Source organism: Ensifer sp. ENS06 (genome assembly GCF_014852205.1).
Classification (GTDB): domain Bacteria; phylum Pseudomonadota; class Alphaproteobacteria; order Rhizobiales; family Rhizobiaceae; genus Ensifer; species Ensifer adhaerens.
On the sequence record NZ_JACVBC010000006.1, the window covers coordinates 272283 to 296786 of the forward strand.

The window sequence follows — 24504 nt, forward strand, 5'->3', positions numbered from 1 at the left end:
TCAGTTCCCTTGAGCTTCGAGAAATTCGTTGAGTTCGGCGGTACGCTTCTGCGTGAGCTGGGCAAGGCAGCCTGAAACCAGCATCGGCTCGGCCTGGCCGCCACGGGCCTGGAAACCGGCCAGCTCGCATTGTCCGTCCCGATAGCCGATCCAGGCGCGCTGCGTCGTCTTCAGCGCCTCGACCGCGCCGATATCGGCGCCTTCCAGCTCCTTGTCGACCTTCTGCGCCGCCGTCATCGCCTGCCTGTAGACCGCATTCAGTTCCGCGTCCGCCGCTTCGTATTCCCGGTAGGCGCAGTCATTCAGATCCGGCTGAGCCATCGCATTCGCGCAATCCACGTCCGGCTCATCCTCGGCGAGCGCCGGGGTGGCAAGCACCAGAAGCAAACCGAGAACCGGCAGCACTCTCATAGCTTGCCCATCACCTGCTGGCGGAAGCCATAGACCTCGCGCTTGCCGGAAAGCGGTATCAGCGTCACCTGGCGCGTCTGGCCCGGCTCGAACCGCACGGCCGTGCCGGCGGGAATGTCGAGCCGGCAGCCGTAGGCTGCTTTCCTGTCAAACTGCAGCCCCGCATTGGTTTCGGCGAAGTGATAGTGGCTGCCGACCTGGATCGGGCGGTCGCCGGTGTTGGCAACCTCGATCGTCGCCGTGTCGAGACCGGCATTGAGCTCGATCTCTCCGGCCGCAGCAATGATTTCTCCTGGGATCATGGTCTTCTCCTCAAGCCGCCCTCGGCCGGCCGCATGCTTTTATCCCGCGTTCAGGCCTCAGGCACCCTGCGCCAACAAGCCACGTACTCACCTCACGCTTAGCGGATCGGCTCGTGCACGGTGACGAGCTTGGTCCCGTCAGGAAACGTCGCCTCGATCTGGATGTCGTGGATCATCTCGGGGATTCCCTCCATCACCTGATCGCGCGTCAGCACCTGGGCGCCCGCCTCCATCAGTTCGGCAACCGAGCGCCCGTCGCGCGCGCCCTCGACGACGAAATCGGTGATCAGCGCGATCGCTTCGGGATGGTTGAGTTTCACGCCGCGCTCCAGGCGCCTGCGGGCGACCATGGCCGCCATCGAAATCAGCAGTTTGTCTTTCTCGCGCGGGGTAAGATTCATGCGTCGCCACCGGTTGTTCGTGAAGCAATTTCCTGGAAATCTGCGAAGCGGTCTTCCGCCAGGAATTACAAAGTTTCAATGCGTTAGATCATTTCACTGTTTCAAATAAAAATGTGAAACGAGCTAGAGAACCCAGACTTTCGGCACAGTCTTCTGCATGCGCAAGTGCGAAATAACCGGGATGAGGATTTTTCTGAGCGCGAAGCCATCCGGCGCCACGAAACGGGCAACCAGCTTGTCGCGGCCATGGACCTGAAAATGGCTGATGCCGACGCACGCTGCGCCATCGACGAGCGACCGAAGACGCGGCAGCAAGGGTTCGCAGTCGGGACCGACATGGAGCAGCGTGGCGAAGGCGGCCCCACCATCGAGCACCGCCTTGCGCTGACTGAGGCGCGCGACCTCTCCTGATAGCGCCAGATTGTCCGCATGCAGCAGCTTGCCCTCGACGCGGATACGCCAGCGATCGCGGAAGAGCCCGGTTTCAACCGCCTCGCCCATCGCCTTGCGACCGAGCAGAACCGCTTCCACCGCGAGAAACGTCGCGTCGGCAGCAAGCTCCACCTCCAGCGAGCGCGACAGCGAGGCACGGTCGAAGAGGATCGTCTCCTGTGGCAACCAGTCGACACGCGCGCCGGCGGCAACCTCGATGCGCGTTTTCACTTCGACGGTATCGGCGCTCGCCTTATAGATCTTCTCGCAGGCCTGCGTCGTCACCGTCACGTCCGTTCCAGCCCCTGCCGCAACCTCCCAGACCATGCGGTCGCCGCCGGTGAGGCCGCCGGAGGAATTGATGAGCACTGCCTCCATCGAGGTGTCGAAGGTCTTTGGCAGGCGGATCTTGGCGCAGCCTTCCTGGTAGAGTTCGGCAATGCGGCTGTGGCCGAGCGCCGCCTTGGCGACCACCCGTCCCTTGCCCCAGGCCCGCTGCGGGGCGATGCGTGCTGCCTTGTCCATGTCAGACCGCTAAGCGGCGTCCTTCATTTTCGACGCGGCGCCCCATAGGCGCGATCGCCTTATCTTGGCGCTATCGTCCGCATCGCGGCACGACAAGTCAAGTTATTGTTTTGCAAAGAAAATCGTCAGCATGCCGCATTTCCGTGCAGGCCTTGCGCAGAAAACGGGCAGCCGCCTACGCCACGCGATCCGGCGGTTCGCGACCGTCGAAAAACGCCGTGATATTGTCGGCCACCTTCATGCCCATGGCGACGCGCGTCTCCTCCGTGGCACTGCCGAGATGTGGAAGCAGCACGACATTTTCCAACCCGCGCAGACGTTCCGGCACGTTCGGCTCCGCCTCGAAGACATCGAGCCCGGCGCCGCGGATGACGCCGTTTTCGAGCGCCGCAATCAGCGCCGGCTCGTCGATCACATCACCCCGCGCCGTGTTGACGAGGTAGGCGCCCTTTTTCATCAGCGCCAGCCGTTCGGCGTTGATCAGGTGACGGTTTTCGCCGCCGCCGGGGCAATGGAGCGACACGAAGTCTGCAACCTTCAATACGTCCTCGACCGTGTCGAGTTGACGTGCACCGTAGCGGCTTGCCTCGGCCGGGTCGATGCGCGAGCGATTGTAGAAGACGACATCCATGTCGAAGCCGAAATGACAGCGCTTGGCCATGGCCTTGCCGATGCGGCCGAAGCCGATGATGCCGAGCGTCTTGCCGGTGATCTTGCCGCCGATCATGTGGGTCGGCCGCCATCCACTCCATTCGCCGGCCCGTACCTGCCGCTCGCCCTCGCCTGCCCGCCGCGCGACCGCAAGCAGCAACGTCATGGCGATGTCGGCGGTGCAATCTGTGAGAACGCCGGGCGTGTTGGTGACGACGATGTCGGCAGCCTTGGCGGCCGCGACGTCGATGTGATTGTAGCCGACGCCATAGTTGCCGAGGATCTTCGCGCGGAGGCCGCCACCGGCGAAGAGGTCGGCCGGAAGTCGATCAGAAACTGTCGGAAGAACGGCGTCATAGGTCCGGAGTGCTTCAGCCAGTTCTGCAGCCGTCAGAGGCACGTCCCCTTCGTTCAAGGTGACGTCGAAGCGTTCGGCAAGCACCTGCTCCACCGCCGCCGGCCAACGACGGGTGAGGAGAATGCGGGGTTTCGAGCTCATGCCTGCCTCCGGATCAGAATCGCTGCGAGATAGTGCACGAAACGGCGCGACGCGACAGCTATCTCGACAAGCGAAACACCTATCACGAAAAGCAAAAAAGAGGCGCCGTTGCGGGCGCCTCTTCTCGGGCTTCGGACATGTCAGGCCTTGGCGAAGGCGAGCAGGTCGGCGTTGAGCTGGTCCTTGTGGGTGTCGGTAATGCCGTGCGGTGCGCCGGCATAGACCTTGAGCTCCGCATGCGGCACCAGCGTCTTCGAGGCCCGTGCAGCCGCATCGATCGGCACGATCTGATCGTCGTCGCCATGGATGATCAAGGTCGGCACGTCGAACTTCTTCAGGTCCTCGGTAAAGTCGGTCTGCGAGAAGGCGACGATCGAGTCATAAGTGTTCTTGTGTCCCCCCATCATGCCCTGCAGCCAGAAACTGTCGATCATGCCCTGAGAGGCGATCGCGCCCGGGCGGTTGAAGCCGAAGAACGGACCGGACGCGATGTCGCGGTAGAGCTTCGAGCGATCCTTCAGGCTTGCCGCCTGCAGGCCGTCGAAGACTTCCTTCGGCAGGCCGCCGGGGTTCCTGTCGGTCTTGACCATCAGCGGCGGCACGGCCGAGATCAAACCGGCCCTGGCGATCCGGCTGGTGCCGTGGCGGCCGATATAGCGGCTGATTTCGCCGCCGCCAGTCGAAAACCCGGCAAGGAAGACACCCTTGAGATCGAGCGCGTTGATCAGATCCGCGAGGTCGTCGGCATAGTGGTCCATGTCGTTGCCGTCCCACGGCTGCGACGAGCGGCCGTGGCCGCGGCGGTCATGGGTGACGACGCGGAAGCCGTTGGCGGCAAGGTGGAAGGCCTGCGCCTCCCAGCTGTCGGACGACAGCGGCCAGCCGTGGCTGAGCACGACGACCGGGCCATCCTTCGGACCCCAGTCCTTGTAATAGATCTCGACGCCATCGCGGGTGATGATGCGGCTGCCCATGGTGTTTTCTCCCTTAGTGCCGGAGGCGCCGGCGGTTGCTGCGGTGGTGGATGCGGCCTTGGCCGACGTGTTCATGGCATTGACCGCGGCTGCGGTGGCGGCAGCGCCAAAGGCGGCCGAGAGAACCGTGCGGCGGGAGATGCCGTTGGCTTCGGTCTTGCTGATTGCCTTGCTCATGGAAACGCTCCTTCTTCCCTGCGGTCACACCGCTGTTAAATACTTAGCGTTTAAATCGTGCGCGACTTATGTGGATTTATGTCGCTACCGATTAGATCGTGCACAATATTTATACCGTAGCCGCGCTATAGTCAATGTCTTGCGATTATATCGTGAACGATTTATTTTGAGAGCATGACAGGAGAAAGCGATGATTGACACCGATCCCAAGGGCGATGAGGCAATGCTGGCGCTCGATAGTTTCCTGTGCTTTGCGGTCTATTCCGCAAACCACGCCTTCACGCGCATCTACAAGCCGCTGCTGGAAGAGCTCGATCTCACCTATCCGCAATATCTGGTGATGGTGCTGTTGTGGGAAAAGGACGACCAGACGGTCGGCAGCCTCGGCGAGCGGCTCTTCCTGGAATCGAGCACTTTGACCCCGATGCTGAAGCGCCTGGAGGCCGCCGGCTACATCGCCCGCGTGCGCGATAAGGCGGACGAGCGGCAGGTCCGGGTACAATTGACCGAGATGGGCAAGGCGCTGCGGCAGAAGGCAATCGACGTACCCCGCAACCTTGGCGAAGCGACAAAGCTCGGCCCCGACGATCTCGAGCGACTGCGCGCCGAAGTCTCGTCGCTCAGAGACACGCTATTGAAATAATAGACCGCTGCGCCGAGCATCACCAAAAGAAAAGCCCGGCGATTGCTCGCCGGGCCCCAACCACTCGGACACAAGGTCCGAAATCAGAACTACTCGTTCTGGAAGTAGTTGTACTTGCCGTCGTCACCCTTCTTCCAGGTGTACATGACGTAGTCCGGACGCGTGATGTCGCCCTTTTCGTCATAGCCGAGTTCGCCGATTGCGGTCTTGAACGGACCCTTTGCCTTGATGGCTTCGGCAACTGCCTGCGGGTCGTTGCCACCGGAAGCCTTGGCAGCTTCGGCGATGACCTGGAGAGCGGCGTAGGCGTAGAGCGTGTAGGCTTCCGGTTCGAAGCCGGCAGAGCGGAACTTCTCGACGAGGTCCTTGGCAGCCGGGTTCTTGCGCGGATCCGGAGCGAACGTCATCAGCGTGCCGTCAACGGCGTCGCCGGCGATCGAGGCCAGTTCGTTCGAAACGATACCGTCGCCCGACATCAGGGTAGCCTTGAGGCCCTGGTCCTTCATCTGGCGCATGATCAGGCCGGCTTCGGTGTGCAGACCGCCGTAGTAGACGATCGAAACGCCGGCTTCCTTCATCTTGGCGATCAGAGCCGAGAAGTCCTTGTCGCCGGTGTTGATGCCTTCATAGAGGGCTTCGGTGAGGCCGGCTTCGTTCATCGACTTCTTGGTTTCGTCGGCAAGGCCCTGACCATAGGGGGTCTTGTCGTGAATGACGGCGATCTTCGCGTCCTTGAAGTTGGCAGCGAGGTAGGCACCGGCAACCGCACCCTGCTGGTCGTCACGGCCGCAGGTACGGAACGTGTTCCAGAGACCGCGCTCGGTGAACTGCGGGTTGGTGGAGGCCGGGGTTACCTGCAGGATACCGTTTTCGGCGTAAACTTCAGAAGCCGGGATGGACACGCCCGAGTTGAAGTGACCGACAACGAACTTCACACCGTCAGCAACGAACTTGTTGGCGACCGAAACGCCCTGCTTGGCATCCGAAACGTCGTCGCCGAGCACAACCTTGATCTGTTCCCCATTGATACCGCCAGCGGCATTGATGTCAGCGGCGGCCTGCTCTGCACCTTTCTGGAGCTGTGCACCGAAAGCGGCGTTCGGGCCAGTCAGCGGGCCGGCGACACCAACGAGAATATCAGCCCAGGCGCTGCCGCTGAAGGCAACCATAGCCGTCAGCGCGACCGCCGACAGAAGAGACTTTTTCATCTTGTTACTCCCAATTATTCGAGCGGGTCTCGTTACCAACCTGCGCAATGCCCACCATAGTTGCGCCGGTGTTTCTTTCGCACCGGCCGCGGCGGCCGGCGCGCGCTGTTCCCTTTATTTGGCTTTCCAGGAGAAAGGCGAAGCCTTCTCATAGAGCCAATAGTAGTTATTGGTCATTTGCTTGGTCCGGTAGTACCGGAAACCTGCGGTAGCAAACAACAAAAGTACGATCGTGTCCACGATATAGTATTGCAGGCTGAACATGGTGCCTTCGAACAGCGCATGGTGGACGAAACGGATGCCCAGTCCCAGCAACTCCACGTAGAGGATGAGCCGCGGCATGCCTTCCCAGCTTTCAGCCACGCTCTTGCCCGTGCGCCAGGCGGTCCAGCCGCCGAGCACGCAGCTTATGAAAAGAAACTGCCAGATCGACACTTCTTCGTAGAGAATTCCCTGCATGTCACTTGCTCCAGATGCGGCCGGTCAATGACGGCCGCCTTCGAGATAGGCCGCGCGCACTTCCGGATTGGCGAGGAGTTCCTTGCCGGAACCGCTCATCGTCACCCGGCCGTTCACCATCACGTAGCCGCGGTCCGAAAGCTTGAGCGCGCCGAAGGCGTTCTGCTCGACGAGGAAGACCGTCAGCCCCTCCTCCTTGTTGAGTTTCTTGATCGCTTCGAAGATGCCCTTGACGATCAGCGGTGCGAGACCGAGCGACGGCTCGTCGAGAAGCAAAAGCTTCGGCCGGGCCATCAGCGCGCGGCCGATCGACAGCATCTGCTGCTCACCGCCCGAAAGCGTGCCGCCGCGCTGCGCCTGGCGCTCCTTCAGGCGCGGGAAAAGCGTAAACACCTTTTCCACGTCCTGGTCGAAGTGCTTCAGGTTGTCGAGGCTGGCGCCCATCTGCAGATTTTCGAACACGGTCATGCGCGGGAAGATGCGCCGACCCTCAGGCGATTGCGCAATGCGCAGCCGGGCGATCTCGTGCGTCGGCATGCGGGTGATGTCCTGGCCTTCGAAGAAGACCGAACCGGTACGCGCCTGCGGGCTGCCACAGATGGTCATCATCAGCGTCGACTTGCCGGCACCGTTGGCACCGATCAGGCAGACGATTTCACCACGGTGAACTTCGACATCGACCCCGCTGAGCGCCCGGATGTTGCCGTAGTAGGTCTCGACGGCTTTGACTTGGAGAAGTGGCGCCGTCATCAGTGGGTGCCCCCCTGCCCGCCTTCGATTTCCTCGATTTGTTCGATCACCTCTTCAACCTCTTCATCCTCGACACCCAGATAGGCCGCAATGACCCTCGGATCGTTCTTCACGAAATCCGGTGTGCCGTCGGAAATCTTCTGTCCATATTCCAGGACCACCACGTGGTCGGAGATCTCCATGACCACGGACATGTCGTGTTCGATCAAAAGAATCGACGTGCCGGTATCGGCGCGAATGCTTTTCAGCAATTCGTTGAGCGCCAGAGACTCGCGCGGATTGAGACCGGCGGCCGGCTCGTCCAGGCAGAGAAGCTCGGGCCCGGTGCACATGGCACGCGCGATTTCGAGGCGACGCTGGGCGCCATAGGAGAGATCGCCGGCCGGATCGTCGGCACGGTCGATCAGCGACGCCTTTTCCAGCCAGTGCTTGGCAAGTTCGATCGCCTCGTGCGACGCCTGGCGGTAGGCCGGGAAGCCGAGCAGACCGAGGAAGGTGTAGCCGGATGCCTGCATCAGCTTGTTGTGCTGCGCGACGAGCAGGTTTTCGAGCACCGTCAGACCGGAGAACATCCGGATGTTCTGGAAGGTGCGCGCTACCTTGGCGAGCTTGGTGATCTCGAAGTCGGGCAGACGCTCCAGCAGGTATTCCTTGCCGGCCTTCTGCTTCATCGTGATCATGCCCATCGTCGGCTTGTAGAAGCCGGTGATGCAGTTGAACACCGTGGTCTTGCCCGCTCCGTTCGGGCCGATCAGCGCGGTGATGTCACCGCGATAGGCTTCGAAGGAGAAGTCGTTGATGGCCATGAGACCGCCGAAGCGCATCGACAGGTGCTCAACCTTGAGAATGGGGTCTTTTGTCATTGTCGTTGTCTCGCGGGCCATCAACCGTGCCCTTCCTTGGTGAAGCTGCCGGAGACTGCCTTGCGTTCGTGCAGGAAGGCTGTCGGTTCGCGTGATCCGACGAAGCCGCGCGGCTTCCAGACCATGACGACGACCATGGCCAGGCCAAAGATCAGCATACGGTAGAGTTCAGGTGTGAAGTCCGGTCCGAAGACCATCTTCAGGAAGGAAAGCTCGCGCAGGATTTCGGTGCCGCCGATCATGACGGCCGCAGCGACCGCGATGCCGGTGAGCGAGCCCATGCCGCCGAGAACCACGATCGCGAGAATGACCGCGGATTCCAGGAAGACGAAGGATTCGGGCGACACGAAGCCCTGGCGCACCGCGAAGAACGAGCCGGCGATGCCGCCGAACATGGCGCCCGTCGCAAAGGCGGTGAGCTTGGTCGTCACCGTGTTGATACCGAGCGAGCGGCAGGCGATCTCGTCCTCGCGCAACGCTTCCCAGGCGCGGCCGATCGGCATGCGGCGCAGCCGGATCGTCACGTAAGCCGTGAGCAGCGCAAGTGCCAGGATCAGATAGAACAGGAAGATCTTGTAATAGGCCGACGACATCGGCAGGCCCATCATTGCTGCAAATCCGTCCTTCGAGGCATCGAACTTGATGCCGAACAGCGTCGCCTTAGCGATACCGGAGACGCCGAAGGTACCCTTCGTCACTTCGGTCCAATTGATCAACACCAGTCGGATGATTTCACCGAAGGCGAGCGTCACGATCGCCAGATAGTCACCGCGAAGACGCAAGACCGGGAAGCCGAGAATCATGCCCCAGAAGGCGGCGAGAATGCCGGCGACCGGAAGAAGAACCCAGAAGGACAGGCCGAAATAGGTCGACAGCAGGGCGTAGGAATAGGCACCGACCGCGTAGAAGGCGACGTAACCCAGGTCCAGCAGGCCAGCGAGGCCGACGACGATGTTGAGCCCCCAGGCCAGCATCACGTAGATCAGGATCTGGATGCCGAAATTGTCGACCCACTTCAGCGAGCCCTGGACGCCGAAGATCGCGACGACGAGCGGCGGATAGATGAGCAGGAACGCAATCGCGAGCTTGGAGAAGTTGCGGCTGAAGAAGGTCTCCTCCTTCACCGCATCCTCGGCCTCGGCCTTGGCGGCCTTGCGCCGAGCCATGGCCGGCTGGACATAGGCAACCATCAGGAAGCGGCCGACGGCAGCGACGATCACGAAGATCGCCAGCAGTCCCCAGCGCTGGTTGAGGATCAGCTCGTTGCGGATGTTCTGGTCGGACTTGAGACCGACGAACAGCACGAAAAGGCCGAGCGAAATCAGGCCCGCGAAGACAGCCTCGCGCAGGGCCCGCGCCGTCACGTCAGTGCCGGCGCTTGCAGTCGTAGAAGCAATGTTTGCCATGGAATTATACCTTCTCGACTTCCGGTCGTCCGAGAATGCCAGACGGCTTGAAGATCAGGACGATGGCGAGAATGGAGAAGGTCGCGACGTCCTTGTAGTCGATGGTGAAATAGGCCGACCAGAGGGACTCGATGAGCCCGATCAACAGTCCGCCGAGAACGGCGCCCGGCAGCGATCCGATGCCGCCGAGAACGGCCGCGGTGAACGCTTTGACGCCAGGCACGAAACCGTCGGTGAAGACGACGACGCCATAATACATCAGATACATCGTGCCGGCGACGGCAGCGAGTGCTGCACCCATGATGAAGGTCACCGAGATGGTGCGGTCGACGTCAACACCCAGCAGCGCCGCCATCTTGCGGTCCTGTTCGGTCGCGCGCTGGGCGCGGCCGAGCGGCGTCTTGTTGACGATGTACCAGAAGATCGAAAGCAGAGCCGCCGTGATGACGATGATGATGATCTGCTTCAGCGAGATGGTGATGCCGAAGACTTCGTAGACCGAAGAGACGAGCGGCGGGATCGGCTTGTTGCGCGGGCCCTGCGTCACCTGGATGAAGTTCGACAACGCAATCGACATGCCAATCGCGGTGATCAGCGGCGCAAGCCGGAACGAACCGCGCAGCGGCCGATAGGCCACTTTCTCGATCGTCCAGTTCCAGAGACCTGCAGTCAGCATGCCGACGATCATCATCAGCAGGAGAGCAAGTACAACCGGGACGCCCCCGATGAATGTTGTGAGAATAAGAAAGACAATCAAAGCAGCAAAGCCGCCGAGCATGAAGATATCGCCGTGGGCGAAGTTGATCATGCCAATGATGCCGTAGACCATGGTATAACCGATTGCGATCATACCATAAATAGACCCAAGAGTCAGCCCGTTGACGAGCTGCTGGACGAAATACTCCATCAATCTTCCCCTGGACCAGATCCATAACGGTCCGGTCTCTTGTTTTTTGAGCTCATTGTTGAGCGCTGTGTTTGCTCGATTCCATACCTCTTTCAAACGAAAAGGAAAGCTAAAAAACGCGACTTCGCCAAAAACTTCCTCGATAAAATCGATTTGACGCTTTTACAGCCAGAAAAATCAAATCTTTCGCAGCTTTCGCCCGCGAAAGCATCAACTTTAGTCGTAAAAGCGTCGGGTATTCTATGAAGCTTCGACAGCCACTTCGGTCTGCATTACACCTCGAATGCTTAGGCACGCATGCGCTGACCGTTCGAATCGAACAGCGGATGCGGCTGAAGACGGGCCGGCAGGATCTCACCCAAGAGTTCGATCGACCAGCCATCGCTTCGGTCGGCGATCTCCTTGGGCACGTAGCCCATGGCGACCGAAACCCCACTTGCATGCGCATAGCCGCCCGATGTCACCCAGCCGCGCACGACACCGTCGAGATAGATGGGCTCGTCGCCGATGACGTCCGCATCCCTCGCATCGAGCACGAAGGTCCGCAGCCGCATCGCGCCGCCATCCGCCTTCTCCTTCACGGCCGCCGCCTTGCCAATGAAATCCGCATCCTTGCCGGTCGCGACGAAACGGCCGAGCCCAGCCTCGACCGGGCCATAGAGCGGACGATATTCGCGCGCCCAGCTGCCGAAGGATTTTTCGACGCGCAATGCATTCAGCGCCCTCAGGCCGAACAAACGGATCCCGGAAGCCGCCCCCTTCTCCATCAGCAGTTCGAAGAGATAACGCTGGTACTCCGGTTTCATCCAGATCTCGTAGCCGAGATCGCCGGTGTAGCTGACGCGGCCGACGAGCGCGGGCGCCATGCCGAGATCCATCCGGCGGATGTCCATGAACGGGAAATCGGCGTCGGAGACATCGAGATGGGTCAGGCTTTCAAGCACATCGCGCGCCTTCGGCCCGGCGATCGACAGGCCCACCAGCTCCAGCTTCAACGCCTTCAGCGTCACCGAGCCGTCCGCAGGCAGATGCGCCTCGAACCAGCGCATGTGGTAGTCCTCGGCTATGCCGGATCCAACAAGCAGGAAATCCCCCTCGCCGAGCTTGGCAAGGGTGAAGTCGCCGATCAGCTTGCCGTCCTCCTTCAGCATCGGTGCCAATGCCATGCGCCCGACCTCAGGGATGCGGCAGGCAAGCATGCGGTCGAGCCAGGCTTCAGCGCCCTTGCCGGTGATCGCATATTTGGCAAAGCCCGATGTCTCCATCAGGCCGACGCCTTCGCGCACGGCCCGGGTCTCCGCGCCCACCGTCTCGAAGTCGGTCGAACGGCGCCAGGAGAAGGCGTCCTTGACGCCTTCGGGTGCAAACCACAGCGGCGTTTCAAGCCCGTAGGACGCGCCGAAGACGGCGCCCGCAGCCTTCAGCCGGTCGTAGATCGGCGTCGTCAGCAGAGGCCTTGCCGCCGGCAGCTCCTCGTTCGGATAACGGATCGAGAAGCGACGCGAGTAGTTCTCGCGCACCTTGGCATTGGTATAGGCAAGCGTGGCGAAATCGCCGTAGCGCGAAACGTCCATGGCAAAGACGTCGAAGCCGGGGTCGCCATGGATCATCCAGTTGGCAAGCGCCAGGCCGACGCCGCCACCCTGGCTGAAGCCGGCCATGACGGCGCAGGCCGACCAGAAATTCCTCAAGCCCCGCACCGGGCCGACCAGCGGGTTACCGTCCGGCGAGAAGGTAAAAGGACCGTTGATGATCTTCTTGATGCCGGCCTTGTTGAAGGCCGGGAAGTGCCGGAAGCCGACCTCGAGTTCGGGCGAGATACGGTCGATGTCCTCGGCGAGAAGTTCATGGCCGAAGTCCCAGGGCGTCGTGACGGGCGACCACGGACGGCACGCCTTCTCATAGGTGCCCATCAGCATGCCGTTCCGCTCCTGGCGGAGATAAATCTCGCCGTCGAAATCGACGCAGTGCATCAGCTCCTTGCCGCGCGTCTGGTTGAACTCGATGACCTCTGGCATGTCCTCGGTGATGAGATACATGTGCTCCATAGCGAGCACCGGGAGTTCCAGCCCCACCATGCGCCCCACCTCGCGGGCCCAGAGGCCGGCGGCGTTGACGACATGCTCGGCGACAATCTCGCCCTGGTTGGTGATCACCCGCCAGCAACCGTCTTCCCGCTGCACCAGATCCTCGACCTTGGCGTGCAGATAGATCTCCGCACCGTTCTTCTTCGCTGATTTGGCATAGGCATGCGTCGTGCCATAGGGATCGAGATGCCCCTCGACCGGATCGAACACCGCACCGACGAACTGGTCGGGATCGAGCAGCGGCATCAGGTCATGCGCTTCCCTGGGCGTCAAAAGCTCGGCTTCGAGCCCCATGTAGCGGCCCTTGGCAAGGATCGATTTCATCCAGTCGAAACGTTCCTTGGTGGCGGCGAGCATCATGCCGGACGTCATGTGCAGGCCGACATCCTGGCCGGAATACGCCTCGATCTCCTTGTAGAGCTCGACCGTATATTTCTGCAGCTTGGCGACGTTCGGGTCGCCGTTGATCGTGTGCATGCCGCCGGCCGCGTGCCAGGTGGAGCCGGAGGTGAGTTCCGATCGTTCGAGCAGCACGGCGTCGGTCCAGCCGAATTTCGTCAGGTGATAGAGCACCGAACAACCGACGACACCGCCTCCGATAACGACGACCTTGGCATGGCTTTTCATGCGTACACTCCGTCTCCCCATGCTCCTGTCGGAGGCATGGCCAAATTGTCAGGAAGAAACTCAGGCACGGCCACCGCTTGCTTCAGGGACAGAAGTGCAAGCGGCGAATGATGAAAGCCTAGTCAGAAAGACGGCGCCGATAAAGACACGGCTGCGAAGGACGCTTGTCCATTTCCGCCGTTTGCTGGTGGATGGGCGACCTGTTTGCGGCATTTCATGCCGCATTTGATTTCGACCTCTTGAAGGGGCCGTTTCAATCAGAGAAGGCGGCGGTGAGATCGAAGGCCCGCCCCATCTTCATCAGGTCATCGAAGAGCGATTCCGCATAGCTCCGCGGCACGATCAGCTCGAACGTGTCCTCGTCCGTCCGGGCGAGATTGACCGGGATGTGACCGCACAGCGCATTGGTGCTGCCGCCAACCGTGAAGGCTGAGGGATGAAGATCAAGGCCGATGCCCTTGGCGAGGATGCTGCGCACGTTCGGGCCGGCGATCCGGAACACGACGCGCCCATCGCTTTGGTCGACAACATAGGCACTGCCGTCGCAAAGCTCTTCGAGCCAACGCACGAGCCCGCTCGGCGCCTCCACCTCGGAGACGACAAGCCATTCCCCCGGCGCCGAAAACCGCATGGACAAGTCGGACTGTACGGCGATCGCCTCACGCACGGTCTCCTCCCGGCCGGCGCACGCAAGAACCGTCGCCATCGTGCGCCAATGCCCGACCATCAGGTGGTCGGCCGCCGGCGACGTGGGTGCCGATCGCAGTTTCTGCTCCAGTGCGTGGCGGTTGTTGTAGTCGCGAACCATCACCGCCTCCTCAGGCCTTCAGCTTTGCATTTTGCGGATCGACGAAGACCGGGTCGCAGACCTCGGCGACGATCTCCTGATCGCGCAGCTTGTCGAACACCACGACCTTCTCGCCATAGCGTTCGCGCCCGGATTTCAGGAAGGCAAGCGCGATGGCGTGGCCCAGGACCGGCGAGAAACCGGCCGAGCTGACCCAACCCTGATCGTTCAGCGTCGAGGGCTTGGTCCCCTCCTTCAGAAGATGCGCTCCGGCCCGCATGTCCTTGTCGGCATCGACGGGCTTCAGACCAACAAGCTGCATGCGATCCGCCGCCGTCAGGCCGTAGCGCGTCGACAGGCGCTTGCCGATGAAGTCGGTCTTCTGCATCGAGAGCATTCGGCCGAGCCCGGCATCGTCTGGCGTCACGCGACCGTCGAATTCCGCATGCGTCAGCAGACCCTTCTCCAGCCGCAGCACGTTCAAGGCTTCGACGCCATAGGCACAGATTTCATGCGGCCGGCCGGCCTCCATGATCTGGTCGGCCACCGCCTCGCCATAACCTGCCGGCACCGCCAGTTCGAAAGCCAGCTCCCCGGAGAAGGAAATGCGGAAGAGCCGCGCCGACACGCCGCTTTTCAGGACGATCTTGCGGGCGGACAGGAACGGAAACGCGCCATCGGAAATATCGCCATCGACGATCTGCTGCAGCACCGCGCGCGCTTTCGGACCAGCGATCGCCATCTGCGCCCATTGGTCGGTCGACGAGGTGAAGCGGACTTCGAGTTCAGGCCAGAGCGTCTGGGCGCAATATTCCAGGTGCGCCATGACGGGACCGGCCATCGCCGTCGTCGTGGTGACGAAGAAATGTTCCTCGTCGAAGCGGCTGACCGTACCGTCGTCGAAGACGAAACCGTCTTCGCGCAGCATCAGGCCGTAACGCGCCTTGCCGATCGGCAGCTTCAGGACCGGGTTGCAATAGAGACGGTTGAGGAACTCCGCAGCGTCGGGGCCGAAGACCTCGATCTTGCCGAGGGTCGAGACGTCACAGAGGCCGACATTGGCCCGCACGTTCAAGACTTCTCGATCGACGCTGTCGCGCCAGGTCTTTTCGCCGGCGCGCGGGAACCATGCGGAACGATACCAGAGCCCGGCCTCGACGAAGGTCGCGCCATTTTTCATCGCCCAGCCATGCAGCGGCGACTTGCGCGCCGGTGCTGCATGCTCATCGCGCGCCGTGCCGGCAAGTGCACCGAAGGAGACCGGCGTATAAAAAGGCCTGAAGGTGGTGGTGCCGACCTCTGCCGGGCTGACACCACGCATGCCGGCGAGAATGCCGACGGCATTGATGTTGGAAAGCTTGCCCTGATCGGTCGCCATGCCGCTGGTCGTGTAGCGCTTGGCGTGCTCGACATGGCCGAAACCTTCGCGAAGCGCCAGGCCGAGATCCTTCGCATGCACGTCGTTCTGGAAATCGACAAAGGCCTTCGATTTGGCGCCCGGCACATACCAGAGCGCTGAAAAGGACGTGGCCTCTTCGCCATCGACGACCGGTGCTGCGGCCGAGCTGGCGCTGAAGCCGAGGTCGGCCGCAATCGCTGCGGCCTTGTCCGCACCATCGGACAGGCAGCCCGCGAGCGTGTAGACACCGTTTGCAGCGCCCACGGGACGCAGGCCGCCACCGACATCGGGTGCGACGAAGGCCTTCAATTCCTCCGACCAGGCCGGTCTTGCGCCGCGCTGGCAGGCAAGATGCACGACCGGGCTCCAGCCACCGGACATCCCCAGCGCATCGCAAGCGATCAGTTCCTCGAAGCCGGAGCGTTCGACGACGATGCCCTTGAGGCGCTGCCTGCCCTTGGTGTCGACGACGGAAGCCGAGCGGATGACCCGGATGCCATCAGGCGCCTGATCGGCGGATTCCGCTCGGGCGTCGACGATCGCCGCGATGGCGACGCCCTTGGACGCAAGGGCCCGTGCCGTGCGGTACCCGGCGCTGCCGCTGGTAAAGATCGTGACCTGCTTGCCGGCGGCCACACCATAGCGCTCGGCATAGGTGGTCATGGCGCCCGCCATCATCACGCCGGGCCTATCATTGCCGCCGAACACCAGCGGGCGTTCCTCGGCACCGGTTGCCATCAGCGCGCGCTTGGCAACGATACGCCAGACACGCTCGCTCACGAGCTTCGAAGACGGTTCAGCGACGTGTTTCTGCACGCGTTCAACCGCGCCGAAGACGTTGTCGTCATACCAGCCGAAGACCGTGGTGCGCGAAAGCAGAGTGACGTTGGGCAGCGCTTGCAGTTCGGCGACGGTGCGGTCGGCAAAGACCGATGCCGGCGCGCCGTCGACGGTCTCGCCGGTCGCAAGCAGGGAGCCGCCGAGCCGGAAATCCTCGTCGGCGACGATGACCCGAAGGCCGGCGCGGCCGGCCGTCAGTGCTGCCATCAGGCCGGCGGGACCGGCACCGACGACGAGCAGGTCGCAGAACGCCCAGGACTTCTCGTAGCTCTCGGGGTCGCGCTCCAGCACCGCCCGGCCGAGGCCGGCGGCGCGGCGGATGAAGGGTTCGTAGACGCGCTCCCAGAACTGCTTCGGCCACATGAAGGTCTTGTAGTAGAAGCCGGCGCCGAGGAACGGCGAAAGGACGCCGTTGACCGCCCCGACATCGAAGCCGAGAGACGGCCAGCGGTTCTGGCTTTTGGCAGTCAGCCCGCCATAGAGTTCGGCGACGGTCGCCTTGGTGTTGGCATCGGTGCGGGCACCAGAGCCGAGGGTGACGAGCGCGTTGGGCTCGGAGGGCCCGGCGCTGACGATGCCGCGCGGCCGGTGGTATTTGAAGCTGCGGCCGACGAGCAGCTGGTCATTGGCAAGAAGTGCGGAGGCGAGCGTATCGCCGGAAAATCCGCGCAGCGGCCGGCCGTCGAAGGTGAAGCTCAACGTTTTGCTGCGATCGACGAGGCCGCCGGAGGAAAGACGATAGCCGGTCATCGCGCAGCCCTCCGCGCAAACTCGGCCGCATCGACGACGGAATAGACCTCGTGGGTGGCCGTATCGCGCTCGACCACCAGGAAGCGGCGACAGCCGGCGATGTGATGCCAATGCTCCAACGTCCGCCCACGCGGGTTGGCGCGCACATAGACGTAATCATGCCAGGCCTCGTCCGAATCCATCGGCTCGGGACGGCCGCGCGAGGCGTCGCCGCGGATCGCGAATTCTTCCTTCGGTCGGACCCCGCAATGCGGGCAGTTAATCAGGCTTGCCATCGTCTTCCGTGTCCTGAAGCCGCACTCCGGCTTCCTGTTCATTCCATACGAGCCGGCGGGCCGGCCGTGTCCTGTCAGTGAAGGTTGGGCTGCGGGCCGGCGCCGGCCTCGTCGACGGCATAGCCGCGGGCGAAGCGATCGAGCCTCAAGGCGCGCGCCACCGGATGGGTGTCGTTCTTGGCGATCAGGTGGGCGAAGCAGTAGCCGGAAGCCGGCGTCGCCTTGAAACCGCCGTAGCACCAGCCGCAGTTCAAGTAGAGATTGTCGATCGAGGTGCGGTCGATGATCGGCGAGCCGTCCATGCTCATGTCCATGACGCCCCCCCAGGCGCGCAGCACCCGAACGCGCGACAGGCCGGGGATCATCGTCACCCCCTCCTCCATCACGTGCTCGGCGGTCGCCAGATTGCCGCGCTGGGCATAGGACGAATAGCCGTCGATCTCGGCGCCGAAGACGAGGCCGCCCTTGTCCGATTGCGAGATGTAGAAGTGGCCGCCACCATAGACGATCACGTGATCGATGCAGGGCTTCAGCCCCTCGGTCACGAAGGCCTGCAGCACATGGCTTTCCAGCGGCAGCTTCAGATCCGCCATTTCGCCGACGCTCGAGGTGTTGCCGGCCGCCGCCAGCGCCAGCTTGCCGCAGCCGATGAACCCCTTGGTCGTTTCGACGCCGGTGACGACACCGTTTTCGCGGCGAATGCCGGTCACTTCGCAATGCTCGATGATGTCGACACCATGCTGGTCGGCGCCGCGGGCATAGCCCCAAGCGACCGCATCATGCCGCGCGGTACCGGCGCGGCGCTGCAGCAGGCCACCGAGGATCGGATAGCGGGCGTGATCGTAGTTGAGGAAGGGGATCATCTTCTTCAACTGCTCACGCTCGATGAGCTCCGCTGCCACGCCTTCCATCCACATGGCATTGCCGCGGCGCACATAGGCATCGCGCTGGCCGTCGCTGTGGTAGAGCATGATGACGCCGCGCTGCGACAGCATTACATTGTAGTTGAGATCCTGCTCCAGCCCCTCCCAGAGCTTCATCGAGAACTCGTAGAAGGGTTCGTTGCCGGGCAGCATGTAGTTGGAGCGCACGATCGTCGTGTTGCGACCGACATTACCCGAGCCGAGATAGCCCTTTTCCAGGACCGCGACGTTCTTCACGCCGAATTCCTTGGCGAGATAATAGGCGGTCGAGAGCCCATGGCCGCCGCCGCCGACGATGATCACGTCATAGTGGGATTTCGGCTGTGGCTGGCGCCAATGCGGTTTCCAGTTCAGGTTTCCGGAAAGGGCGTTCCTGACAAGCGAGAAGGCGGAATAACGCATGAAGGCATCCAGTTCAGTTGCGCCGGCACATTTGCACAGCCGGAACGCGGAAGCAAAGACGCAAAGCCTCTCGCAATTGCAAAAAAGCTTGAGATGCTCCGCCCCGCAGATCAGTTGCGACCACGCGTAAAGAGCCGCCTGCCATGTCAAAAGCATGGCTATAATCTTCCTCTCAATATGCTATGGGCCTGATGACGGACCGAAAGACAGGGCGAATGCTGGAGATACTGCAACAATCGGCAATAACGGCGGGTCGGGCCATTCTCGACATCTACAATGCCGGGCCGGAGGTCACGCACAAGCCTGACTGCTCGCCGGTCACCGATGCCGACACGACGGCCGAACGCATCATCCTGGCAGACCTCGCCTCCGCCTTTCCGGACATCCCCGTGGTCGCCGAGGAAGCGGTGTCCGCCGGCTTCGTGCCGGAGATTTCCGGCAAGTCGTTTTTCCTTGTCGATCCGCTCGACGGCACCAAGGAATTCATCAGCCGCAACGACGACTTCACCGTCAACATCGCGCTGATCGAAAACGGCGCGCCCGTCGCGGGCGTCGTCTACGCCCCGGCGCTTGGAATCCTCTATGCGGCACACCATGGCAAGGCGGTAAAGTCGGTTATTGATGGCAGCTTTCGCCTGACCGAAGAAACGATCATCGGCTGCCGCAGCTGCGGGGATCGCATGGTGGGGCTCGCCAGCCGCTGGCACAACAGCGCCGAGACGATCGACTACCTCGAAAAACACGGCATCGCCGATTACCGGACGGTCGGCTCGTCCTTGAAATTCTGCCTGCTCGCCGAAGGCGTGGCCGACGTCTATCCCCGCTTCAGCCGGACGATGGAATGGGACACCGCCGCTGGCGACGCGATCCTGAGGGCCGCCGGTGGCGAAACGCTGACGATGGATGGCACGCCACTCACCTACGGCAAGCGCAACCAGAAGGACGACAGCGACTTCGCCAATCCCTGGTTCGTATCGCGCGGCAAGCCCTGAGCAGGTCGCGCAAGGGCTGAGCCGATTCCTAAGCCTCTCTCGTCTGGATCCCAGCGGCGATCAGCTGGCCGATCGATTTCTCGTTGAACGGTTTGTCGATCCGCGGAACGTGCCTGAGATAGGTCGGGAAGTGCTCGGCATCGCCGTAGCCGCTGGTGAAGCCGAACGGCATTCCGCGGGCAAGCATGGCATCGGCAACCACGAAACTCGTGTGATCGCCGAGATTGACGTCGAGGATCGCGAAATCGAAGGCCTGGAGCGCCAGCAGCTCCAATGCCTGGTTCGCATTTCCGGCGATCGTAACCTGCAATATTCCGAGAGAAGCGAGGATTTCCTCGACGTCCATGGCGATGATGAAGTTGTCCTCGAGAACGAGGACCGTCCGGACGGACGGTGAAAGCTCGGCCATGTCAATGCACTCCATTTTTCACGCACAGCGACGGCAGTCATCGTCGCTGCAGGCGCATTTCCAGGCGGAATGCCGTCCAGAGTCCCGGAACCTCCACTGAGGCAACGGCAACGACTGAGCTTAGGCTCCAATGGCCTGACCTGGCATTTAAAAAAGACATGTGAGCGTCATGACGGGATCGGGAACAACCCTTTCATCGCGGCGTTCAGTTCATGCGGCGTGGCCCTCGGCCGCCTCCGCTCGACATTCCAAGACAGAACTGGAGCAGAAGAATGAAACAGACTGCCGCCGTGCTGAAGCCCAAGGTCAGGGACGAAGAATTCGACATCGGCCTGACGAAGGCCTATCGCCAGCAGATGGCAACCGCGCTTTCCGATATCCTTGCCGATACCTACAAGCTGGTGATCAAGAGCCACATCTACCACTGGAACGTGGTCGGGCCCCTGTTCAAGCCGCTGCACGAACTGACCGAAGAGCACTACAACGCGCTGTTCAAGGCAACCGACATCATTGCCGAGCGCATTCGCGCTCTTGGCCACCTGGCGCCGGCGAAGCTCGCCGAAGCAAAAACCTTCGCCCCCAGCGCCGCCTCGGTCAACCACACGACGGCGGCCGAGATGGTGGCAGACCTGATCACCGATCACGAAGCGGCGGCGCGGCGCATACGCGAGGCCGGCACCAAGGCCGATGAAAACGGCGACCTGGTCACGACGGACATGCTGACCGATCGCCTCAACTTCCATGAAAAGGCTCTGTGGATGCTGCGGGCGATCGTTGCCGCCTGATCTCCCCCACCTTGACATCGATGCGGCCCCGGCGCCGCATCGATCGGCTTCGACTGGGCACGTCAGATGAACGGCCGCTTGGGTTCGCGGAGCCCTTCCCAGCCTGAAACCGCAAGCAGGCCGTCGATGTCGCGGACATTGCAGCCCTTCTCCGCCCAGCGGATCAGGCCCCGTTCGGCAAGTTTCTTCAAAGTCTTGTTGGTGTGAACGATCGAAAGACCCAGCGTGTCGGCCACATGCTGCTGGCTGATCGGAATGGCGACGCGGCTGTTGCTGAAGAGGTCGAGCACCTCCGCCCGCTGATAGAGGAAGGCGATGAGATAGGCCGCCCGCTCCAGCGCGGATCGGCGGCCGATGCTCAAGAGGTTTTCATCCAGAATGCGCTCCTCGCGTGCAGCGATCCACGTGAGATCATAGGCAAGCTCAGGGTAGTTCTCGAACAGACGGTTGAGCTTGCCGCGCTCGAAGACGCAGAGAGTGACGGGCGACAGCGCTTCGATCGAATGCTGCATCTCCCCCATCAGGCTGCCCTGCAGTCCGATCAGATCGCCGGGCATCACATAGTTGAGGATCTGGCGGCGGCCGTCATCGAGCATCTTGTAGCGGAAGCCCCAGCCGGAAAGCACGGTGAAAAGGTGCGCACTGTGCGCGCCTTCGACGAGTATGGTCGCGCCACCATCGACCGCCAGTTCGCCAGTCTTGAACTGCGAAACGAAGGCAAGTTCTTCGCCGGTAAAGGCACGAAAATGATCGAGCTTGCGCAAGGGACAGCTTTCGCAAGGGGTGCGCTTTTCGTTGCGGGCTGTCATTTCGTTCATCGTTCCATCCACCGCATGCGTTCGTTCAGGCTTTTGCGTCCAAAACTGCAAGTAGCGCCGGCATCGCAGGTGACAAGATACAACCCTGAAAACACTTGGTTTTCCGAAGCGCCATCGTTGCCATGATCATGGACAGCCAGCCCTTGGCGCCCTATCTCTTGCACTCGACCCCGCCACAGGAGCTTCACTATGTCCCACCCTGCCTTCGCCCCCGGCAATGTCGCCGTCGTTACCGGTGCTGCTTCCGGCATCGGCCTTGCGGCTGCCAGACACTTCGCGACGCTCGGCATGTACGTCGTGCTCACCGACCTCGCGGGCGACAAGCTGGAGAAGGCGGCCGCCGAAGTCGCAGCCGCCTCGCCCGGCGGGGCGCGGCACGTCACGGCCATCGCGACAGACGTCTCGCGGCTCGACACGCTGGAAGCGCTTGAGCGGGAGGTTCATCAGCGGCTCGGCGACGTGCATGTGCTCATGAACAATGCCGGCATTCAGCCCGGCAGCGCGATCCTCGGCCCCTTGGCCGCCTGGGAGGCGACGCTCGGGGTCAATCTCTGGGGCGTCATCAACGGTTCGCGCGTCTTTGCATCCCGGATGATCGCCCACGGCAAACCGGCCGTCATCATTAACACTGGCTCGAAACAGGGCATCACCACGCCGCCCGGCGACCCGGCCTACAACGTCTCCAAGGCGGCCGTGAAGGTCTTTACCGAGGCGCTGGAGCACGAGCTGCGCAACACCGCCGGAAGCCAGGTCCACGCGCACCTGCTGATCCCCGGTTTCGTCTACACCGGGCTGACGGCTGGCGGCCGCACGGAAAAGCCCGCCGGCGCCTGGACGTCGGAACAGACGGTCGGCTTCATGATGGAGAGCCTGGCGCGCGGGGATTTCTACATCCTCTGCCCTGATAACGACGTGCCACGCGCGACCGACGAACGGCGTATCCTCTGGGCCGCCGGCGACATCGTCGCGAACCGGCCGCCGTTGTCGCGCTGGCATCCGAAATATGCGGATGCCTTCAAGGCGTTCCTCGACAGGGATGGCGATTGATCCTCCTACGTTGACACTGCGTTCTCGGCGACCCTTCTGGTGCTGGCGGGACACATCGTGTTTTGTGGGACGACGATAATGAGGGACTAAGAATGACGAGCGGCATCCATCACATCACCCTGATTGCCCGGAAGGTCCAGGCAAACGTCGACTTCTATGTCGGCTTTCTTGGCTTGCGCCTGGTCAAGCGGACGGGCGGCTATGAGGACGCCAACCAGCTGCACCTTTTTTACGGCGACGCCGAGGGTTCGCCGGGTTCGCTCGTGACCTTCCTGATGTGGGAAGACGGCGGCCGCGGCCGCGTGGGCCATGGCCAGCCGAGCGAAATCGCGTTTGCCATCCGGCCGGAGAGTATCGGCTTCTGGCTGACCCGCGCGCTGCAGTTCAACATCGCCACGTCAGGGCCAGCGCAGGAGTTCGGTGAGCCGGTGCTGCGGCTCAAGGATCCGGACGGTGTCATCGTCAAGCTCGTCGGCACCGAGTTGGTTTCGGGTGCGGCCCCCTGGAGCCCGCGCGATATCCCGGCGGAAGACGCCATCCGCCGCCTGCGTGGCGCCACGATCCTCACGGAAAAGCCGGAGGATTCCGTTCGCTTCCTGACGTCCCATTTCGGTTATACGGAAACCGGCGCAACCGACGCGATCCGGCGGCTCACCTCCGCCTCCGGCGACACCATCGACGTGCGCAATGCAAGCGGCTTCTGGACGTCTGCCCCCGGAACCGGAACGATCGATCACATCGCCTTCCGCGCGCCCGACCGAGCCGCCGTGGAACGGGTGCACGAGGACCTGCAACGGGATGGCGCGGGCGCGATCAATGCGCATGACCGCAAATACTTCTATTCGCTCTACGTCCGCGAACCCGGTGGGTCGCTCTACGAACTGGCCAGCGACGTGCCCGGCTTCACCGTCGACGAACCGAAGGAAACACTCGGCACCGAACTCTTCGTGCCGGCGCATTTCAGCGCCGCGCGCGAAGAAATGCTGCTGGCCATGCCGCAGTTCGCCCTGCCGGGAGAACCGCGGCTGACCGAGCGCGACCTGCCCTTCGTGCACCGCTTCTATCACCCTGGCGTGCTGGATGACCGCACCTTCATGCTCTTGCACGGCAGCGGCGCCAACGAAACGCAGCTTCTCCACCTCGCCCATCAGGTCGACAGGCAGGCGACGCTTGTCGGCATTCGCGGCCGGTCGAACGAGGAGGGAACGCCGCGCTGGTTCCGGCGCTATTCGCCGACGACCTTCGACCAGAAGGACGTGCGGTCGGAAGCCGAGGCCTTTGCTGCCTTCGTCGAGGGTGCCCGCGACGGCTACCGCATCGATCTGGAGAAGACGGTTTTCATCGGCTACTCCAACGGCGCCAATCTTCTGGTGGCCCTGATGCTGTTGTATCCGGGGCTCGTGCGCAATGTCGTACTGATGCGCTCAATGCTCGTCCTCGACGACGTGCCGCCGCCGGATCTCTCGGGTACGAAGGTGCTGCTCCTGACCGGCAAGCACGACAGCTACGGCGACTTCGCTCCACGCCTCAGGGAAGAGCTCGTCCGCACGCGCGCGGATCTGACCGCGGTCGACCTCGACATGGGCCACGAGATCGGCGCGCCAGATATCGCGGCTATCCAGCAATGGCTGCAGGATAAGGGCCTCTAAGCGTTTCTGAGGTCGTTTCGGCGAATGCTTTCGAGAAATCCAACAGCGCTCGCTCCCTCACCCTCATGCTTGGGCTTTGCCCGAGCATCCATACCCAGTCCTGTCC

24 protein-coding genes are annotated in these 24504 nt (G+C 62.3%); 5 read left to right on the forward strand and 19 right to left on the reverse strand.

Annotated elements, in window-relative coordinates; all coding sequences use genetic code 11:
• From IB279_RS22285 to IB279_RS22310, 6 genes are all read right to left on the reverse strand, one after another.
• Complete coding sequence (locus tag IB279_RS22285) at positions 1-411, reverse strand: lysozyme inhibitor LprI family protein (protein WP_034794179.1); 411 nt, start codon at positions 409-411, stop codon at positions 1-3.
• Complete coding sequence (locus tag IB279_RS22290; RefSeq protein WP_034794182.1) at positions 408-713, reverse strand: urease subunit beta; 306 nt, start codon at positions 711-713, stop codon at positions 408-410. The genes IB279_RS22285 and IB279_RS22290 overlap by 4 nt, the downstream gene beginning before the upstream one ends.
• A 98-nt stretch (positions 714-811) precedes the next feature.
• Positions 812-1114, reverse strand: a complete 303-nt coding sequence (locus IB279_RS22295; RefSeq protein ID WP_034794185.1) for an urease subunit gamma — start codon at positions 1112-1114, stop codon at positions 812-814.
• Positions 1115-1237: 123 nt separating this feature from the next.
• Positions 1238-2071 (reverse strand): urease accessory protein UreD, encoded by an 834-nt coding sequence (locus IB279_RS22300; RefSeq protein ID WP_034794188.1) that lies wholly within the window; start codon positions 2069-2071, stop codon positions 1238-1240.
• A gap of 175 nt (positions 2072-2246) precedes the next feature.
• Entirely contained in the window at positions 2247-3221 is a 975-nt protein-coding gene (locus IB279_RS22305; RefSeq protein ID WP_034794191.1) for a D-glycerate dehydrogenase, read from the reverse strand.
• A 140-nt stretch (positions 3222-3361) separates the two neighbouring features.
• Positions 3362-4372 (reverse strand): alpha/beta fold hydrolase, encoded by a 1011-nt coding sequence (locus IB279_RS22310; protein ID WP_064817005.1) that lies wholly within the window; start codon positions 4370-4372, stop codon positions 3362-3364.
• A gap of 190 nt (positions 4373-4562) precedes the next feature.
• Here IB279_RS22310 and IB279_RS22315 point away from each other — a divergent pair, with 190 nt between their 5' ends.
• Complete coding sequence (locus IB279_RS22315; protein ID WP_034798821.1) at positions 4563-5015, forward strand: MarR family winged helix-turn-helix transcriptional regulator; 453 nt, start codon at positions 4563-4565, stop codon at positions 5013-5015.
• Positions 5016-5104: 89 nt separating this feature from the next.
• On the opposite strand, the gene IB279_RS22320 is transcribed toward IB279_RS22315, so the two are convergent.
• The 11 genes from IB279_RS22320 to IB279_RS22370 form a co-directional block, all read right to left on the reverse strand.
• Positions 5105-6223: a branched-chain amino acid ABC transporter substrate-binding protein gene (locus IB279_RS22320; protein ID WP_034798823.1), complete on the reverse strand. Its 1119-nt coding sequence runs from the start codon at positions 6221-6223 to the stop codon at positions 5105-5107.
• A 114-nt stretch (positions 6224-6337) separates the two neighbouring features.
• On the reverse strand, positions 6338-6682 hold the full coding sequence (locus tag IB279_RS22325) for a DUF6867 family protein (RefSeq protein ID WP_192339811.1): 345 nt from the start codon (positions 6680-6682) through the stop codon (positions 6338-6340).
• Between the two features lie 24 nt (positions 6683-6706).
• On the reverse strand, positions 6707-7432 hold the full coding sequence (locus IB279_RS22330) for an ABC transporter ATP-binding protein (RefSeq protein WP_034798827.1): 726 nt from the start codon (positions 7430-7432) through the stop codon (positions 6707-6709).
• Positions 7432-8316 (reverse strand): ABC transporter ATP-binding protein, encoded by an 885-nt coding sequence (locus IB279_RS22335; RefSeq protein WP_034798829.1) that lies wholly within the window; start codon positions 8314-8316, stop codon positions 7432-7434. The genes IB279_RS22330 and IB279_RS22335 overlap by 1 nt, the downstream gene beginning before the upstream one ends.
• Positions 8316-9701, reverse strand: a complete 1386-nt coding sequence (gene livM / locus IB279_RS22340; RefSeq protein WP_060520354.1) for a high-affinity branched-chain amino acid ABC transporter permease LivM — start codon at positions 9699-9701, stop codon at positions 8316-8318. Before livM ends, IB279_RS22335 begins: the two co-directional genes overlap by 1 nt.
• 4 nt (positions 9702-9705) lie before the next feature.
• Positions 9706-10608 carry a branched-chain amino acid ABC transporter permease gene (locus IB279_RS22345; RefSeq protein WP_034798833.1) on the reverse strand — a complete coding sequence of 301 codons (903 nt, stop codon included), beginning with the start codon at positions 10606-10608 and terminating at the stop codon, positions 9706-9708.
• Between the two features lie 287 nt (positions 10609-10895).
• Positions 10896-13322 (reverse strand): FAD-dependent oxidoreductase, encoded by a 2427-nt coding sequence (locus IB279_RS22350; protein WP_192339813.1) that lies wholly within the window; start codon positions 13320-13322, stop codon positions 10896-10898.
• A 253-nt stretch (positions 13323-13575) separates the two neighbouring features.
• Positions 13576-14130: a sarcosine oxidase subunit gamma gene (locus IB279_RS22355; RefSeq protein WP_112771948.1), complete on the reverse strand. Its 555-nt coding sequence runs from the start codon at positions 14128-14130 to the stop codon at positions 13576-13578.
• Positions 14131-14140: 10 nt separating this feature from the next.
• Complete coding sequence (locus IB279_RS22360; RefSeq protein ID WP_112771947.1) at positions 14141-17098, reverse strand: sarcosine oxidase subunit alpha family protein; 2958 nt, start codon at positions 17096-17098, stop codon at positions 14141-14143.
• Positions 17095-17373: a sarcosine oxidase subunit delta gene (locus IB279_RS22365; protein ID WP_112771946.1), complete on the reverse strand. Its 279-nt coding sequence runs from the start codon at positions 17371-17373 to the stop codon at positions 17095-17097. The genes IB279_RS22360 and IB279_RS22365 overlap by 4 nt, the downstream gene beginning before the upstream one ends.
• Positions 17374-17447: 74 nt before the next feature.
• A complete protein-coding gene (locus IB279_RS22370) occupies positions 17448-18698 on the reverse strand; it encodes a sarcosine oxidase subunit beta family protein (protein ID WP_112771985.1) in 1251 nt (416 codons plus the stop codon).
• A 215-nt stretch (positions 18699-18913) separates the two neighbouring features.
• Between IB279_RS22370 and cysQ the strand changes: the two genes are divergently transcribed.
• Positions 18914-19690 (forward strand): 3'(2'),5'-bisphosphate nucleotidase CysQ, encoded by a 777-nt coding sequence (cysQ, locus tag IB279_RS22375; RefSeq protein ID WP_034798846.1) that lies wholly within the window; start codon positions 18914-18916, stop codon positions 19688-19690.
• 28 nt (positions 19691-19718) lie between these two features.
• On the opposite strand, the gene IB279_RS22380 is transcribed toward cysQ, so the two are convergent.
• Positions 19719-20105 (reverse strand): response regulator, encoded by a 387-nt coding sequence (locus tag IB279_RS22380; RefSeq protein ID WP_034798951.1) that lies wholly within the window; start codon positions 20103-20105, stop codon positions 19719-19721.
• A 266-nt stretch (positions 20106-20371) separates the two neighbouring features.
• On the opposite strand from IB279_RS22380, the gene IB279_RS22385 reads away from it, so the two are divergent.
• Positions 20372-20884: a Dps family protein gene (locus IB279_RS22385; RefSeq protein ID WP_060583003.1), complete on the forward strand. Its 513-nt coding sequence runs from the start codon at positions 20372-20374 to the stop codon at positions 20882-20884.
• A 62-nt stretch (positions 20885-20946) separates the two neighbouring features.
• Here the strand turns inward: IB279_RS22385 and IB279_RS22390 are convergent, their stop codons facing one another.
• Positions 20947-21702, reverse strand: a complete 756-nt coding sequence (locus tag IB279_RS22390; protein WP_034798848.1) for a Crp/Fnr family transcriptional regulator — start codon at positions 21700-21702, stop codon at positions 20947-20949.
• Between the two features lie 189 nt (positions 21703-21891).
• Here IB279_RS22390 and IB279_RS22395 point away from each other — a divergent pair, with 189 nt between their 5' ends.
• Both IB279_RS22395 and IB279_RS22400 read left to right on the forward strand, forming a co-directional pair.
• Positions 21892-22749: an SDR family NAD(P)-dependent oxidoreductase gene (locus IB279_RS22395; protein WP_112771945.1), complete on the forward strand. Its 858-nt coding sequence runs from the start codon at positions 21892-21894 to the stop codon at positions 22747-22749.
• A gap of 92 nt (positions 22750-22841) precedes the next feature.
• Positions 22842-24398, forward strand: a complete 1557-nt coding sequence (locus IB279_RS22400; RefSeq protein WP_060583001.1) for a VOC family protein — start codon at positions 22842-22844, stop codon at positions 24396-24398.
• Positions 24399-24504 lie beyond the last annotated feature (106 nt).